This window comes from Streptomyces sp. A5-4, assembly GCF_051131715.1.
Taxonomy (GTDB): domain Bacteria; phylum Actinomycetota; class Actinomycetes; order Streptomycetales; family Streptomycetaceae; genus Streptomyces.
In genome coordinates this window covers 7064588-7079699 of sequence record NZ_CP178591.1, presented here as the reverse complement: position 1 = coordinate 7079699, position 15112 = coordinate 7064588, and the positions used below count along the sequence as shown (strand labels likewise).

General features: G+C 67.6%; 15 protein-coding genes and 1 pseudogene. 9 read left to right on the top strand and 7 right to left on the bottom strand.

Going from position 1 to position 15112, the window contains the following annotated elements; all coding sequences use genetic code 11:
- Positions 1–28 precede the first annotated feature (28 nt).
- A complete protein-coding gene (locus tag ACLLJJ_RS33130; RefSeq protein ID WP_434597992.1) occupies positions 29–856 on the top strand; it encodes an alpha/beta fold hydrolase in 828 nt (275 codons plus the stop codon).
- 5 nt (positions 857–861) lie between these two features.
- Here ACLLJJ_RS33130 and ACLLJJ_RS33125 read toward each other — a convergent pair whose 3' ends face one another.
- The 4 genes from ACLLJJ_RS33125 to ACLLJJ_RS33110 all read right to left on the bottom strand — a co-directional run bounded on the left by ACLLJJ_RS33125 (position 862) and on the right by ACLLJJ_RS33110 (position 5156).
- Positions 862–1119, bottom strand: coding sequence for a hypothetical protein (locus tag ACLLJJ_RS33125; protein ID WP_434597990.1), 258 nt, complete (start codon positions 1117–1119; stop codon positions 862–864).
- A gap of 77 nt (positions 1120–1196) precedes the next feature.
- Positions 1197–1505, bottom strand: coding sequence for a hypothetical protein (locus ACLLJJ_RS33120; protein WP_434597988.1), 309 nt, complete (start codon positions 1503–1505; stop codon positions 1197–1199).
- 290 nt (positions 1506–1795) lie between these two features.
- Positions 1796–2638 (bottom strand): poly-gamma-glutamate hydrolase family protein, encoded by an 843-nt coding sequence (locus tag ACLLJJ_RS33115; RefSeq protein WP_434597986.1) that lies wholly within the window; start codon positions 2636–2638, stop codon positions 1796–1798.
- Positions 2639–3254: 616 nt separating this feature from the next.
- Complete coding sequence (locus ACLLJJ_RS33110; RefSeq protein WP_434600587.1) at positions 3255–5156, bottom strand: glycosyltransferase; 1902 nt, start codon at positions 5154–5156, stop codon at positions 3255–3257.
- Between ACLLJJ_RS33110 and ACLLJJ_RS33105 the strand changes: the two genes are divergently transcribed.
- The 6 genes from ACLLJJ_RS33105 (at position 5146) to ACLLJJ_RS33080 (ending at position 8956) form a co-directional block, all read left to right on the top strand.
- A complete protein-coding gene (locus tag ACLLJJ_RS33105) occupies positions 5146–5925 on the top strand; it encodes a hypothetical protein (RefSeq protein ID WP_434597984.1) in 780 nt (259 codons plus the stop codon). The two genes, ACLLJJ_RS33110 and ACLLJJ_RS33105, sit on opposite strands and share 11 nt — an antisense overlap.
- Before the next feature lie 481 nt (positions 5926–6406).
- A complete protein-coding gene (locus tag ACLLJJ_RS33100) occupies positions 6407–6853 on the top strand; it encodes a hypothetical protein (protein ID WP_434600254.1) in 447 nt (148 codons plus the stop codon).
- 52 nt (positions 6854–6905) lie between these two features.
- A complete protein-coding gene (locus tag ACLLJJ_RS33095) occupies positions 6906–7745 on the top strand; it encodes a transposase family protein (RefSeq protein WP_434597982.1) in 840 nt (279 codons plus the stop codon).
- Between the two features lie 120 nt (positions 7746–7865).
- Entirely contained in the window at positions 7866–8048 is a 183-nt protein-coding gene (locus ACLLJJ_RS33090) for a hypothetical protein (RefSeq protein ID WP_434597980.1), read from the top strand.
- 40 nt (positions 8049–8088) lie between these two features.
- The gene (locus ACLLJJ_RS33085; RefSeq protein ID WP_434597978.1) at positions 8089–8595 is read left to right on the top strand and encodes a hypothetical protein; all 507 of its coding nucleotides are present in this window, start codon (positions 8089–8091) and stop codon (positions 8593–8595) included.
- 64 nt (positions 8596–8659) lie between these two features.
- Positions 8660–8956 (top strand): hypothetical protein, encoded by a 297-nt coding sequence (locus ACLLJJ_RS33080; RefSeq protein WP_434597976.1) that lies wholly within the window; start codon positions 8660–8662, stop codon positions 8954–8956.
- Between the two features lie 240 nt (positions 8957–9196).
- Here ACLLJJ_RS33080 and ACLLJJ_RS33075 read toward each other — a convergent pair whose 3' ends face one another.
- On the bottom strand, positions 9197–9535 hold the full coding sequence (locus ACLLJJ_RS33075; protein WP_434597973.1) for a MerR family transcriptional regulator: 339 nt from the start codon (positions 9533–9535) through the stop codon (positions 9197–9199).
- An 875-nt stretch (positions 9536–10410) separates the two neighbouring features.
- Here ACLLJJ_RS33075 and ACLLJJ_RS33070 point away from each other — a divergent pair.
- Together ACLLJJ_RS33070 and ACLLJJ_RS33065 are read left to right on the top strand one after the other, a co-directional pair.
- The gene (locus ACLLJJ_RS33070) at positions 10411–10827 is read left to right on the top strand and encodes an ATP-binding protein (RefSeq protein ID WP_434597971.1); all 417 of its coding nucleotides are present in this window, start codon (positions 10411–10413) and stop codon (positions 10825–10827) included.
- Positions 10828–11390: 563 nt separating this feature from the next.
- A pseudogene (locus ACLLJJ_RS33065) lies at positions 11391–12107 on the top strand (PP2C family protein-serine/threonine phosphatase); the annotation flags it as partial.
- Positions 12108–13122: 1015 nt separating this feature from the next.
- Here the strand turns inward: ACLLJJ_RS33065 and ACLLJJ_RS33060 are convergent.
- Complete coding sequence (locus ACLLJJ_RS33060) at positions 13123–14331, bottom strand: HTTM domain-containing protein (RefSeq protein ID WP_434597969.1); 1209 nt, start codon at positions 14329–14331, stop codon at positions 13123–13125.
- Positions 14321–14998 (bottom strand): DUF5819 family protein, encoded by a 678-nt coding sequence (locus ACLLJJ_RS33055; RefSeq protein WP_434597967.1) that lies wholly within the window; start codon positions 14996–14998, stop codon positions 14321–14323. The genes ACLLJJ_RS33060 and ACLLJJ_RS33055 overlap by 11 nt, the downstream gene beginning before the upstream one ends.
- Positions 14999–15112 lie beyond the last annotated feature (114 nt).

Here is a 15112-nt window from a genome sequence, read left to right as displayed (position 1 = left end):
GGAGGCCGGCCCCGGTCACAGTGGTCCCATGAGTGACACCACAAAATCCAGAGTGTTGAGGACCGCAGTCCAGGTCGACGGCGAAACGGCCAGCTACCTGACCGTGGAACAGGACGGTCCGGCCGTGTTGCTGCTGCACGGAACGTACTGGAGCCGGGTCTGGCTCCCGGTCTTGGGCCGCCTCGCTGAAGCGGGGCTGCGGCCCATTGCGGTCGATCTCCCCGGTCTGGGGCGCTCGGGAGGCGAGCTCACCCCGGACACGGCCACGGTCCCGGCCCTTGCGGACTGGGTGGCGCGATTCACGTCCGCGCTGAAGCTGTCCGAGCCGACCGCCGTGGCGGGCCATGACATCGGCGGCGCCGTCGCCCAGCATCTCCTCACCCACGGCCGGTTGGAGGTGTCCCGGCTTGCCTTGGTCAACTCAGTCCTCTACGACTCGTGGCCGGCGCCCCACGTGGCCCGCTTCCGTGGCCCGGCATCCACCGCCGAAGACGTGCTCGCCGCCCGCCGGAAGGCGGTGACGGCGTCGCTGGCGGGCGCCGCCACCGAGCAGCGGATCGCGGACTACGTGGATCCGTGGACCGATGCGCGGGTCCGCCGCTCCTGGATGGCGCTGGCGGGCGCGGCCGACAGCCGCTACACCCTTGAGCTCGTTCCCGCGCTGCAGCGGTCCATGACGCCCAAGCTGCTGATCTGGGGCGAGGACGACGCACACGAGAAAGTGGAGTACGCCGAGCGATTCGCCGCGGAGATCCCGCACACCACGCTCATACGTATCCCGGACGCGGACCACATCCCCACGGAGAACGCACCCGGCCGGATTGCCAGCGCGCTCATCGACTTCCTCACGGCATAGAGGTCTTACCTGCTGTCGTTCCGTTGCTGGGGGGGGCGTCGAACGGCAGCCTCGATCGGATGATCGCGGCTGGCTGCGAGCAGTTCACCCGGGCCGATGAAGGTGCACTTCGCGGGTCCTTCGGCTGGGTTGGTGTGGGCGGTAGAGGGCTTGCTGGATCCGTCGATGGTCACCTGCGCCCGGCTCGGGCGGTGCCGGTCCTCAGCGATGATCTCCTCGTACCGGCGCTGGGACACACTCCCGATCTTCTCCACTGCGGGCATATCGCCCACCCCCAAAACGCCAGAGCGTGGCAACGAACGTCACCGACGACAAACCCCGGCCTCCCTCACCCGCAGCGTCAACCCGCCCCCAAATCCATAGCAACCAATGGCCACGACTCCCCACCACTGGAGATGCAACCCGTCTCACGGGCCACACAGGCAGGGTTCACGAACGGGTTCTCACGCTGCGGAAGCAGGCGCAGTGTGTGACGGGTGGCCTGGGCCCAGCGGCGGAAGTTGCCGTGGCACACGCGCCCATCCAGCATCTGAACGGCCTGTATGTCGCTGGTATGCCACAGCTGGTGGAAACGCAGGATCGCCCAACGCACCTCGTCCGGGGTGAGCGCGGGGGCCTTCAGCCACACCGCGGTGCGGGAGGCCAGCATCTTCCGGCGTCGCGATCCCGGTGTGCGCGCTCGCCGCCTACCAGCTCGAGCACTGGACCCGCTGACCCCCGCGCCCTCCCAGACGGTCCGGGGCGGCCGCCGGCGAACGCCCGGCCGCCGGCGCCCCCATCCTCCGCATCGGCCGCTTCGCTCACGACCCACCGAGCACCCGTGCCCCCATGACCGCCCGCACCGCATGGGCAGCCTCACCACCTCACCGGAACGATCTCCTCCGACAAAAGGCACACATACTCACCCGAATCGAGACACAGCGACCGTAAACGCCAGGCTCAGAGGATGGTCTGATCGCCGCCGGACGTCTCCAGGCGGGCGATGGCGGTACGGACCGCCGCGATGAAGCCGGTGTAGACGGGGGTGGTGCTGGTCGCGCGGCCCGCGATGGTGTTCACGGTGAACATGGACTTGCGCAGCTCGGTCGTGAGCTCCAGCTGGGCGCCCCTGGAGAGCAGGGTCCTGTTGCAGATGTTGGACGGGTCGATGCCCGCCAGGTCCGGCTCGGTCGAGCCGTCGATGGTCTGGAATCCGGTGGCACGCAGCGCCTGGTGCAGGTAGGTCTTGAGGGTGCCGTTGAGGCCGCCGACCACGACGGCCTCGGGGCGGGTGCTGGGCGCCCCGGCCTGGGCGGCGGTGCAGCCGTGCAGGCTGACCACGTTGAGGTTCGCGGCGGCGACGGACAGGGCCACCTTGTCGTCGCAGTTCTTCGAGGTGACGTGCAGCTCGCCGTTGTTGGTGCTGCGGATCCCCTCGAACATCCAGTAGTCGTACGCAGGGCCGCCCTTGGCCGCGAGCGTGGCCGGGTCGTATCCGGCGACGCCCAGGCAGAGCTCGGAGGTGCCGCCTTCGATACCGCCGCCGTGCAGCGCGAGCACCGCGGTACGGCCGTACGCGACAGCCGCCTTCTGGTCGCTGTCGACCTGCTCGTGCCGCTTGTAACGTCTGGAGAAGTCGGTACCCTCCTTCCCGGCGAGCTTGGCGTAGAGGTCGGTGTTGGAGTCGTAGAGGTCATTGGCGCCCGTGGCGTGTGCGGCGGTCGCGCCAAGCACGCTCAGCGGACCGGCGACCGTGGCGGTGGCCAGAGCGGTGAGAACCGTACGACGGCTGGTAGTAGTCATGAACCTAATGATCCGGATGCCACAACGGGTGCACCGCGCCGGGGTAGGTCACTGGCCGGACCCGCGCGGCTCGGCCGGCCCGCCGGGCCGACGTCCTCTTCGCCATGCTCCGCGACGGAACCTTCTACGAACCCCAACCCGCCCGATCAGCTTGACCAAACCCATAGGGGCACCACCCGGAGAAGTGACGCAAGGACGAAATCGTCTCCGCTGTCGTGGACATCGAGTTCTTGGGCGGCCGACCGGCCCGCCCCGGCCCAACCCACCGCCGTCAGCGCACTGCGGACTCATTCGCAGGTGACTGAGGGGGTTGATGGTCGCGTACGCCGGGCTCGCGGTAATCCCTTCGCATGGAGTTTCCCCAGCCGATTACGGTCTGCGTATGACGAGGACAACGCCGACTAGACCGGTGTCCCATCCCATTACCGCCGTGGTCCACCCTGCCGGTCGCCCATCGGACACCTCCATGATCGAGGTGTTACGACGACCACTTGAATCCGCCCGCTCCCTGGAGTCGGCCAAGCGGAGCCCTGCGGTGGCGGCCTCGATCTGCTGTTCCTGATCGTCTGCCGCGTGCCAGCTGGCCCGCGGCAGACGATCAGGAACGCGTCCGGTCTCAGGCGTTCATGACCGCCCGGAGCCGCTTGACTCCGGCCTTCACGATCTCCACGCGGCCGACCCGCAAGACGAGGTTGCTGTGTTTGGTCGCTGCGGCGTACCAGGGCATGCCTCGGCGGTACCAGCGTGTCTTCTTGAGGGCCGGTTGGAAAGGTACGGGCGTTGACCAGCCCTGGTCCTGCTGCGACGGGATCCACAACGACGCGGCCCAGGTGCCTGGGGCGAGCTCGTCCACCGACAGGTTCACTGTGAAACCGTGTTCACCCCGCGGAGTGACGGGAAACGTGACGGTCGTGCCGTCTTGGCTCTGCAGCCGCACGCCGAGTGCGGAGGCGGGTACCCCGGCCAGCTTGCAGCTGCCGGAGACTTCGAGCTGAGCAGGCGTCGACGACGACCAGCGCGCCCCGTCGACGTGCAGTTTGTCAGCGATCTTGTGCCGGTTCTCGCCGATGTCGAGGGTCAGATTGCTATACGGGTGCGTGTAGTAGAGGGCCGCGGCAAACTTCTCCTCGCCGTCAGCAAGGACGTAGGTCTGCGGTGCGGCATGCACTGCGGGCAGCCGCTGGTGGCCGAAACGAATCTCCTTGACCACGTCCTGGACCCGCACGGCGATCAGGACGTCCCACAGGCCCTTGGGGAAACGGCTGCCGTTGGCGGCGTTCGCCAGGTCGATCTCGGCCGAGAAACCGGCTGTGGCGTAGCGGTACTCTCCGCCGTCCTCCTCGCCCGCACCGAGATCGGGTGTGGCCAGGGCCGTGGTCAAAAAGCGGTACTCCGTCTTGCTGCCGCGCTCTCGCAGCACCAGCTCGGCGGCGGTTGCGTCCTGCGGCACCCGCCGCAGATAGGCGTGCCCAGTCATCTTCAGCACGCTGCCGTCGACGGTGACGGAATCCAATCGGTGCCGGTCCTGGAGGGCCGTCGTGACGTCGTAGATGTCGTCAAGGATGCCGCGCCCGGCGTCCCGGAAGAACGGCAGCAGGGTGTAGGCACGGTCGCCCTCCACGAGGACGCCGGGCTGGATGCTGGTCGACTGGTACTCGCCGTCGATCCTCTCCAGCTCGATCGTTTCCTGCAGCATCCCGCGCCGGATGAGCTCGCATCGCAGCCGCGTGATCGCGTTGACCTTGGCCTTCAGCGAGTCGGGGTAGGAGCGCTCCAATAGGGCGGCGAGCTGCTCGTAGTTCTTCTTCTGCAGCTCCGGGTCGGACTCCCGGGCCAGGTGGATCAGAGCGTGGAACATGTCGATCGACAGGTGGCGGTTCATCAGCCCGTCGCGGTCGGGGCCGGCCGGCACGTGCTTCTCGATGAGGTCGACCATCAGCTCCAGCACATGGATCCGGCTTTCGGCGCCCCGTGTGGTGGTGGTGATGTTGCCGCCGTCGTCGCGCTTGACGATGTACAGGCAGTCATAGTCGGCGACCACCGATATGCCGTCCGCCTTCAGATAGAGCATGCCGGTGAAGAGCTGGTCCTCACAGGTCTTGTAGCCGAGCGGGAAGCGCAGCGCGTGTCTCTCGATCAGCTCTCGCCTGATCAGCTTCAAGGGGTTGAGCGCCCAGTAGACCCGGGAGCTGAAGACGTCGGTGCGCGGCTGGTTGCGCAGGAACATCGAGGCGGGTGCGCCTCGACCGTTGACGCCGACCATCTTGCCGAGCACCACGTCGGTGTTGTTCTTCTCCGCCATGGCGAGCATGCGCTCGAGGGCTTCCTCACCGAGGTAGTCATCGGCGTCGAGGAAGAAGACGAACCGGCCGCGCGCGTGGTCCAGCCCTTTGTTGCGGGGGGCCGAGGGGCCGCCGGAGTTCTCCTGGTGGAACACCTGGAACAGACCGGGGTATTCGGCGGCGAAGCGTTCCAGCTCCTTGCCGGTACCGTCGGTGGAGCCGTCATTGACGGTGATGATCTCCAGGCGATCACGTCCGATGGACTGCCCGGCGGCGGCGGCGAACGCGCGTGGTGCAGCCCGGACCGCGAACTACTCGATGCGCCAGGCGTCGGCGTCCGCGCGCCAGGCCGTGTCGTTCGCGGTGAGCGCGCAAACCTCCGCCTCCCAGGCGCAGGCCTCGGCCATCGCCGCCGGCAAGGACGCGCATGCAGCCGCTGCGGCCGCAAGCGAGGCCCGCTCGATCGCTGTCGCCAAGCGCAGGGCGGAGATCGAAGCGCTGGCCAAGCAGGCGGCCGCAGCGGCCAAGCAGTTCGAAAAGGACGGGGTGAACCCGACCGACAAGCCCGAGAACGACGATGACACGACCGGCGATACCCAATGGGCCGGCATGTTGCCCCAGGACATTTCCGATGCCAAAGACTGGGCATCCGCCGTCGGGCACTGGAGCACGTTGGCTGGAGGAATCTCGGTCGTCGCCGCCCTCGTAGCGCTCATCCCGTGGGCCGCCCCAGTCGCTGCCCCGGTCGCCCTTTGGGTGGGAGTCGGCTCTTGGGCACTGCAAGGAGCGAGCGCCGCCCTGAGCGGGTTCGGATACGGCTGGGACAGTAAAGAATTCCATACAGGGCTTGGTCTGTTCGCGCTCGGCGGAGCCTTTATCGGCAAGTCGGGCATGACTCGGAGCATGCTCAGGAAGGTCGGTGTGGATGAGGCGATGGTCGGCGAGAAGGTCTCGGACCTCGCTACCGGCCTGACTACGACGGTGATCGGCTGGGTCACCTGGTAAGTAGTCTTGACGAGTCGGCTGGGTGGGGGGCGAGCCGTAGGCTCGCCCCCCACCCAGCCGACTACGCAACCGGACATGAGAGATTTATATGTTTTCGTCTACCTTTTCCACTACTGACTGGTGGATAGCTGCGATTGTGTCCGGCCTTGTGTTCGGCGCGGTCATGCAATCCTGGGCCACAAAAAGAAGAGAGAGAATCTACCTTGCGACAGCGCCAGCCCTGGGGGGCGCTATCGCAATCTTCTTGGGGGCGAAGGCACAGGGGAGCAGTGGGCGGTGTGCATCGTGAAGTCGCAGGTCACGGGTCTGGTGTGAATGGCGAGTTGGGTACTCGTGCCGGTCGGCGGCCGATGACCATGGCGTAGATCATCGGGCAGGTCGGGCTCCGGCGGGATGCCGGGTTCGGCTGCGCCCACGACCGGCCCCCGCCTACGATCCGTCAGCAGGTCGGCACACCGTGAGAACGCGGGAGGGCGCGGGGATGCAGGAGCGGCAGTGGATCACCACCCGCCGGAGCGAACTGGACGCCCTCGCCGAGGAGTTGGCCAAGCAACTCCAGGAGGTCCAGGCCGAGCGGGATGAACTGGCGATCGCGGAGCGGGTGCTGAACCGCCTGGCCGAGCAGGCCCGGGCCGACGCCGGGGCTGTCGCTCCGGTATCGGCGAAGGTGGCCGGGCGGGCAGTCCTGCTCATCCCGCACCGCAGCGACGCGGCCGACGCGGGCGCGCTGCCCGGCGACTACCGCAAGATCCTGGCCATCGTGCGGGAGGCCGACGGCCCGGTGCAGGTCAGGGCGGTCGGCGAGCGGCTGGGTCTGGACGCCTCGGTGCGCGGCAAGCTGGAACCTCTGCGAGCGAAGATGACCAAGCTCGCCGACCGCGGCTGGCTGCACAAGCGGGGCGACGGTCGGTTCACGGCACGTCCGTAGTCGCACGGGGCGTGCCCGTAACTGACGGGCCCCCGACGGCAGTTGAGTTTGTGTGACGAAAAACAACAGTCCCGTCGAGGGCCCTGACGGCCTTGTCTACACCGCCCGCCTGCCGCTGTCGAGCGCCACCCTGAACTGGCTCGCCGACTTGATACGCGGCCACCTCAAGAAGATCGGCTCTAGGTGGCGCGCCCTGCCTCCGGGGAAGATCGCCACCATCGTGCTGGCAGTGCTGCGCTGTGACCAGCGGCCCGGCGACCTGGCCGGCGGCAACGGAGTACACCGCACCACCGTGACCCGATGGGTGAGGGAGGTCGTCGGCCTGCTCGCAGCCCGCGCCCCACGCCTGGACCGGGCCCTGAAGAAGATCACCCGAATGGGCGGCGGCATCGTACTGCTGGACGGATCGGTGATCCGTACCCGGCGCAGAACCGGGAAGGAAAACCGGAAGAACTACTCCGGCAAGAACAAATGCCACGGCCTGCTCGTGATCGCCCTCACCGACGACCGGGGCCGACTGCTGTGGATCTCGGCGGCCCGCCCTGGGCGCACCTCGGAGATCACCGCCTGCCGGCACGACAAGCTCACCGGGAAACTGCGGGAAGCCGGGCTCGGAGCCATCGCCGACCTGGGTTTCGTCGGCCTCGACGACGGCGGCCCCGACGCCGGCCCAGCGGTGATCACCGGCTACAAGGCCGCCCGGAACCGGCCCCTGACGCGAGGCCAGAAGCTGTCCAACACGGCACTGGCGGCCGTCCGGGCACCCGTCGAGCACGGCTTCGCCCACCTCAAGAACTGGCGCGTCCTGAGCAAGGTACGCACCGACCCCGCCTGGGCGACCGCCCTGGTCCGGGCCTTGCTGGTCCTCACGAACCGCGAAGTCGCCCGATGACCGACGATCTTCACCAAAGTCACCTGCCACCGACCAGCACGAGCATCCCGATGCCCACGCACACCAGCCCCATGACCAGCAACTTCAGCTTGCACACCTCTCAGTGGGGAGACACCGCTGATGCTCTTCACGATGGCCATGCTGGGGCTGACCGTCACGATGGCCATCTTCACCAGATACATCAGACGCCAATTGGCCCTGGTCCGGTCCGGTAGGACGATGGAGCCGGCGACACCTGGGCAGGTTGGGATTTTCATGGCCGTCTTCTTTGTCGTCGCACTGTCCCTCGCCGCCGTGCTGTGAAGACGCAGCCGTGTCGTCTCCGCACGACGGAAGGGCCCTGATGGTCCTCCCCCTGTGGCTCGTCGCGGCGGTGATTCCCGAGTTCGTGCTCACCTGCCTGCTGGTGCGATGGCTTCCGGACAAGTGCGAACGGTGGATCCCCGTGATCCCACTCCCGGCGGTCATCGTCCTCGCACTTGTCATGCACTACGGCGCGCAGGTGCCCTGGCCCGGCACGCTCGCCGCCTGCAGCGGCTTCCTGTGGGGCATCACCACAGCGCTGCTGCCCTTTCGCGGATGGGTGTCGTCATGGACCCTTCCCGTACACGGTGAAGCACGCCTGCGCTGGCACCAGTGGGTGCTGGTGGTCCTGAGCGTGAGCACACCGCTGTCGACCAAACGCACGAAGGCTGCGACCGAGAAGGCATTCGCGACCCGCCAGATCGTGCTGGCGCGGGGTCCGTTCCCGCTGACGATGGGCGTGGCCCTCCTGGTGATCCCGGTAGTCTGCGCGCTGGCGGCGGGGTGGGCTGCGAACGCACTGGGACTGACGATCGTCCATCACTGACGCCTCAGGCGCAGGTGGTGCTGGTGGGTGGAGACGCCCGGCGCACCTGGTGATGGTGGGCGCTGTGGAGCACTGGCCGCGGAGTGCGGTGCGCGCCTACAGGGATTCGGACCCCGCTGTCACCGCGGCGGGGGTCATCGACGCGCCGGGCGTGGCCATGTCCACGGCATTCAACGGGCTGCAACTGGTACGCGGCCGACGCATCGCCGACCGGCTCGAAGCCTCTCCCTGCCTGGAACCACAACAGGCAGCCGAACAACTGGGATACCCAGCCATTGCCCGGCGCCGCGCGCTGGCAGCCGCCGAGAGCGAACAGTGCAGGCGGCAAGTGCGGCCCTACCTGCAGGGCTCAAACCGCTGACGACCCCGGCGACCTGAGGGCGCATGACCGCGACGGCCGCCGCAGTCTCAGCCGGTTCTGCGCCGGCAGTTGGCAGTCCGGGGGCGGGCGGACCGGCCGGGCGATGGACCCTGGCGCCCTACCCGAAGCAGGCCTCTCCCCGCAGACGCCACCGCTCCGGGTGACCGACTGACAGTAATAGGTCGCGGGCGGGACCGAAAACCCGGACCTGTGAGGGTCCGATGGGCGGGGACTGGCCTGTCAGGCGTCAGCCCGGGACCGTGACGTGGAGGGCGAGCCGCAGAGTTCTCCGTTGATACGCATGGCTTCACCGAGCTGGTCCTCGAGAATGACGATGCGGCAGGCCGCCTCCACCGTGGCCCCCCGGTCGACGAGCTCACGGACACGACCCGCGATCTTCAGCTGATAGCGGGAGTAGCGGCGGTGGCCGCCCGGGGAGCGGAGCGGGGTGATCAGGCGGGCTTCGCCGATGGTACGGAGGAAGGCCTGGGTGGTGCCGAGCATCTCGGCGGCCCGGCCCATCGTGTAGGCGGGATAGTCGTCGTCATCGAGACGGCCGAAGGAGTCGTCTGCTGTCATCTGTACCTTCCTGTGGAACACGCGTTGGAGGGGCCCGGGTGCCAAGGGCACCCGGGCCCCGAAGGAACTGCTACACCATCAGCCGGCCTTCACTGACTACGCCGGCCCTGTGTTTCCGCATACCTACCAGGAAGAGGTCCGGTGGTTGCGGGGATCGCGGTTGCTTGACCGGAGACCACCTCACGAACGATGTCCTGCGGTACCCGGGCCCAAAACTTTCACCCGGGCGATCACGATGGCGCTCAATCCCTCCGTTCTTCCCTCAGGGATCAACTCACGTACAACTGCTGGTACTACGATCCTGCGTACTGCTCCGCGGCCTGTGACAGCACCGCTCTTCGGCAGCCAGCCCCGTCGCCCGTCCTGCGTCTGCTCTGGCTTGGAACCCCACTGCCAAACTTCCCGGTACGCGCGCCGCAGCCTGACGCCATTTACCGAGGGACCACTGGTACTGCCGACTGCACCTGGGTACTGCCCTACTGCTCACGGCGGCCCCTGATCACTGCGGGCCGCCCGGTCCGGTCGTCAGTCCCGTCGCCGTCCTGCAACCGCTCTGGCTCCGAAACTCCACCACCGCACCGTCCTGCGCACTGCAACTACGTGTACCGCGGTACTGCTTGCCCGGCAGTTCTCCCTGCCAGGCCCTGCGGTCTCTCTGGGCTACGGGGAAAACAATAACCACAGCAACGCGCGGATGTCTACTTCCGCCGTGACAGGTTTCCTGTGCGGACTGACAGTGAAGTCCTGCGGTCCGCGTCGCGTGAAAACTGCAACGGCGCACCCCCCCCCATCCGGAGGTGTGAGGGCCGTCAGACCGGGCAGGTGGGGTGTCACGGCACAAGCGGCACAACCGATCACAGGTGGGGTGTACGCGTATGAACAGCACGACGATCAGCCTTACCTCGGCGCCCCCCGTACCGACCGTGGTCCGGGGCGACAGTCCGGCCGGCATCAGCCGGGCCCGCCAGGCCGCCCGCGCCTTCACCGACCACCTCACCCCGGCGCCTGACCCGGATATGGCGGACACGCTCGTCCTGGTCGTCTCCGAGCTCGTCACCAACGCACTGCGCCACGGCGGCGGCTACTACACCCTAAAACTGTCCGCCGGACCCGACACGGTCAGCGCCGCGGTCAGCGACCCGAACCCGTCGCACCCGCGCGAGCGCGCCCCCGACCTCAACGGCGGCAGCGGCGGCTTCGGCTGGCACATGATCCGCCGCCTCACCGACCACCTGACCATCACCCCTAGCCCCGGCGGCGGCAAAACTATCCACGCCCACCTCCCGCGCTAACAGCAACCGGGCAACTGCGGCATGACGGCCTGGGCCATGGCTGTGCAGCGTGGGTCCTTCGCATAGGAGGCCTCGGGCGGTTGTTTTACGCCTGGCCTGCGAGGCTCGGTAGCGCCAACTTGAGGTCCCGGGCGATCCGCTCGACCAGCGCAGCCCTGGTCGCGGGCGGTCCGCTGATGGGGTGCCCCGAACGCGGCAGTGCCCTTGGCCTCGCGACGTGCTCGGTGATGTGGTCGGGGTCGGGGAGCTACGCCCCGGTGTCCTGCTCGACAGGGCAACCACGCGATGAGCTGGTCGAGATGGCGCCGCCGGCGCCAGGCCCCCGCAACGCGTTGCGAGTGGGGCCGCGGATGAGCTTCGAACTGTTGGCGATGCCAGGGCGCTCGCGCCGACGAGACCCTGCCTTACAAGGAAAGCGCAGGTCAAGGTCGGGCACGCTGCCGTTCGAACCGTCCCGCGGTGGCCGCTGGAAGAAGAGGCGCTGTGACCTGGCTGACCGATGTTCCGGGGGTGAGGCCGGTGTTTTCCGGGGAAGAAGCGGCGGCAGACGATGGGAGGTTGCCATGGATGTCAGAGATCTGGAACTGGGCGAGCTTCTGGCCGCTGCGGAGTCCGCGCCGCCCGGCGAGTCCGTCGACGTCATCGCGCACGACCTGCGCAAGCACTTCGGGGCGGAGAGTGTGTCGTTCCTGTTCGTCGACCTCCTGGGGGAGCGGTTGCTGCGCCTTAGCGCGCCCGCCGAGGGAGAGAGGGCGGACACTGCGGAGCCGATCAACTTGCAAGGCAGCGTCTACGACAAAGTTCTGCGCAGCCAGCGCCAGCATGTGGAAACGGACGGTCAGGGCGGACAGCGTGTGATCTCGCCTGTGACCAATCGTGGTGACTGCATCGGTGTGCTGGAAGTGACGTTGCAATACGCCGACGACACTGTGCTTGGCCGACGCACCACCCGCACCAGCCTGGCCGCCGAGATCCAGCACCAGCTGCTCCCTTCGGCCTCCTGCTGCGAGGCCCCCCAGTTCACTCTCGCCGCCGGGCTGGTCCCGGCCGACGACATCGGTGGCGACACCTACGACTACACGCTCGACCGGGACACGCTGCATCTGTCAATTACCGATGCCATGGGGCACGACACCGGATCCGCCCTGCTGGCCACATTGGTCACCGCTGCGTTGCGTGGCGCCCGCCGCACTGGTTGCGATGCCCTTCATCAGGCCCATCGCGTCCACGAGACCCTGCTCGCTCACAGCCGTGGGCTGGCCACCGGACAACTGTTCTGCGCCGGACAAGTCGATCAGCCAGGACCCGGGCACCGTCTTGTCGAACACGGGGCCCGTGACGTGGACCGGCTCACTGAGACCGACGACCAGCCTGTTCGCGGCGGCGAGGAAGGCGGTGTTCACGTCGATGCCCACCGCGTACTTCTTCGCGCATTCGCCGTCGGTGAGCAGCTGTGGATCGCGGATCCACTCGAAGGCTTCCTCATCGAGGACGTCGGCCGGGGTGCGCTCATGATGGCGGGGAAACAGGGAGGCGACGATCGGGTGCTCGGCCGGGGCCTCCGGCGGCGCTGGGTCGACTGCTTCGGTGAGCGAGCCGGGGACCGGTCCGGATACCCAGGCGCCGGTGGCTTCGTCCTTCACGGCCCGGGTCGGCGGGCGCAGCGCGGTCATCAGCTCCAGGCCCGAGACGGCCGTCGATCCGCGCGGGGTGATGACCCGCTGGGCGTACGTGCCGAGTACCGCGGCGAGTTCCGCCGGCGGCAGTTGGTCGGCGCTTCCCCAGGAGCGGGTGTCGAGTGCGCCCCACGGCAGGATCGCGAACTGTACGCACTGGCGCTGCCCGCCGGTCGCGGGGCGGTAGATGCGGGCCCAGGGGCCGAAGCCGCGCCGGGTGAGCTGCCACTTGGCCTTGGTGATCTGTTTGAGGACCTTGTGGTCCTCGGGAAGGCGCAGGCCCTTGCGGTCTTCGAGTGTGGCGGGCAGTGAGAGGCGTTCGGCGGCGGCTGCGGTGATGACGATGAGCGGGTCGCTGTCCTTGCCGTTGCGGTTCAGCCGGGGCGTGCCCAGCTTCGCCTCGGCCAGGGTCCATTCGACGAGCGCGGCAACGTTCTTGGCCGGGCAGTCGAGCACCAGGCCGCGGGATGCCAGAACAGGCCGCGGTTCCAGGCCGCCGGTCTGCACCGCCAAGTACGTGTGGTCCACTCGGGCCCGAAACCGGCCTCAGCGGGGGCTCTGGCCGCATCCAGCATGTACCGCAGGAACCGGACCTGCGTCAGCAGAGCAATGGCGTCTGTCAGCTCCGCTCGGTGGTGAGTGTGGTGTCTTTCTGGTCTGCCGGATTGGCTCGGTGCTTGGAGCTGGGCGCGCCGGGCCTGCCCTGTGAAGGGACGGATCCGGCTCCTGCCGCCGGCCCGGGTGTCGGCCTCCGCATGCCGGTCCGCTGTGCGGCGCGTCGGCGCAGGCGGGGCAGGAAGGCGTAGAAGCGGTCGGGAAGGAACACGGCGTCCGCAATGATCATCGCGCCGGAGAAGAGGGGCAGCCCAAGGAGTACCGCGATACCGATGTGCATACCCAGCAACAGAGCGAGGACGGGGTACTTGAGCCTGCCGAAGAGCACGAAGGGAAAGGCGACCTGAAGGAGCACCGTCATGTAGCCGGCGATCGCGATCGGGAGCGGGAATTCGTCCACGAGGTGCGAGAGCGCGGGCCAGGGCTGGAAGAGTTCGAGGTTCAGAACGTAGTGGAGAGCGGTGCCGCTGCCCCAGGAAGCGCCCTGGACCTTGTACAGGCCGGTTGATCCGTAGAGGAAACAGACCTGTGCCGCGATGACGAAGATGCCGCAGTTGTGCACCACGGTGGTCAGGGTGCTGCGGGCGTCGCGGAGTTCCTGTGAGGTGAAGCTCCTCACCGGTTCCGGCGTGTCGCCCGCGCGAGCTGCTTTGAGCCGGTTTCTGCGTGCGTCCAGGGACCAGCGCCGACCGCACGCGGTGAGGACGAGGTAGACAGCCATCAGCAGGACCAGGTTGTCGCCCCCGTCCGTCATGAGAATCGAGCGGGCATGGAACGAGATCACCACGACGGCGAAGAGGACGGACATGGCTCGGGTTCGCCAGCCCAGCATGAACAGGGCGGACGTGAGGAGGGCCACGGCGTAGCAGAGTTCGAAGTAGGCCCGGCTGTCGGACAGGGTCAGGATGCTGTTCCACCCCGTCTGTTCGAAGAGCTGGTGCGCCAACGCGGGTGTCCACGGGGAGCCGGGGCCCCAGATCTCGTCGCGGTGCGGGAACTCGCGCAGCAGAAAGACCAGGTAGAGCAGTCCGTAGCCGATACGCAGCACCGACGCGGCGTACAGGGACACCGGCCGGTCGGTCACAAGGTCCCACAGAGCGCGGAGACGGTCGACGGTCCGCTGCGCGGCGCCGGCGAACACAGTCTCCTGCCCCGTTGGCCGTTGGGGCGTTGGTGTCGTGGGGGCGATCTGCGGGGTTTGCTCATTTCCCATGGGCGGTCACCTTCCACCAGGGCAGAAGTCGGTTCTCGGTGGGCTTCGGCGGGTGGCTGCCGGGTGCGGGGATGGGCTGTGTGACGACGCGAAGCTGAATGAAGTCGAATGTGCCGCCATTGTGGGCGGCAACGCGGTCCGCGGCGATGTTGCTCACATACTTCTGGATCATCACGGCGCGTTCCGTGCGTGCCTTGTCGTCTCCTCCGTGTGTTTCGGTGTAGGAGGTCCAGGCGCGGCGCAGAAGATTCTGCGCCGTGTGGCTCGGGAACACATTGTGCTCGACTGCGGAATTATCCACGGCAGTCAGGTCGAACCAGGTGCTCACCTTGACCGATCCGTCGGAGCGCGTGTGTGCGGTTCTCACCAGAATTTGCCGGTTCACGGAGTCGGGGTCCGGGGCGAAAAGGCGCCAATTCTGTTCGAAGTAGGGGTACACCCATGCGTTGATCGCCGGGCTGTATCGCTTGGAGACGGTGTTGGCGGGCGCCACATGAAGGAACACCAGAACAACATGGATGAGAGTCGCGGCCAGACACAGGACCACGGCGGTGCGCAGCCCTGCTTTCAGGACATGGGCACCCGCCTGACGCCTGCCGGGGGTGTTCGCTTCGTCATGACATTCCTGCGAGGCTGGACCGGAATCGGACTGGTGGAGTTCCTTCACCTCCGCTGAATTGGTTCCGCTCGACACCCGCTCACCCTGTCTTTCTCTTTTCAGCTACGCGCACCTGGCGTTTTCTTCTGCCTGTCGCCGATGGCGCACGGCGGATTCGATGAG

Coding starts and splice junctions, on each gene's coding strand:
- ACLLJJ_RS33070 (WP_434597971.1), top strand. CDS start 10,411: ATGAACAGCACGACGATCAGCCTTACCTCGGCGCCCCCCGTACCGACC.
- ACLLJJ_RS33060 (WP_434597969.1), bottom strand. CDS start 14,331: ATGGGAAATGAGCAAACCCCGCAGATCGCCCCCACGACACCAACGCCC.
- ACLLJJ_RS33130 (WP_434597992.1), top strand. CDS start 29: ATGAGTGACACCACAAAATCCAGAGTGTTGAGGACCGCAGTCCAGGTC.
- ACLLJJ_RS33085 (WP_434597978.1), top strand. CDS start 8,089: ATGGTCCTCCCCCTGTGGCTCGTCGCGGCGGTGATTCCCGAGTTCGTG.
- ACLLJJ_RS33100 (WP_434600254.1), top strand. CDS start 6,407: ATGCAGGAGCGGCAGTGGATCACCACCCGCCGGAGCGAACTGGACGCC.
- ACLLJJ_RS33075 (WP_434597973.1), bottom strand. CDS start 9,535: ATGACAGCAGACGACTCCTTCGGCCGTCTCGATGACGACGACTATCCC.
- ACLLJJ_RS33115 (WP_434597986.1), bottom strand. CDS start 2,638: ATGACTACTACCAGCCGTCGTACGGTTCTCACCGCTCTGGCCACCGCC.
- ACLLJJ_RS33090 (WP_434597980.1), top strand. CDS start 7,866: ATGCTCTTCACGATGGCCATGCTGGGGCTGACCGTCACGATGGCCATC.
- ACLLJJ_RS33125 (WP_434597990.1), bottom strand. CDS start 1,119: ATGCCCGCAGTGGAGAAGATCGGGAGTGTGTCCCAGCGCCGGTACGAG.
- ACLLJJ_RS33120 (WP_434597988.1), bottom strand. CDS start 1,505: ATGCTGGCCTCCCGCACCGCGGTGTGGCTGAAGGCCCCCGCGCTCACC.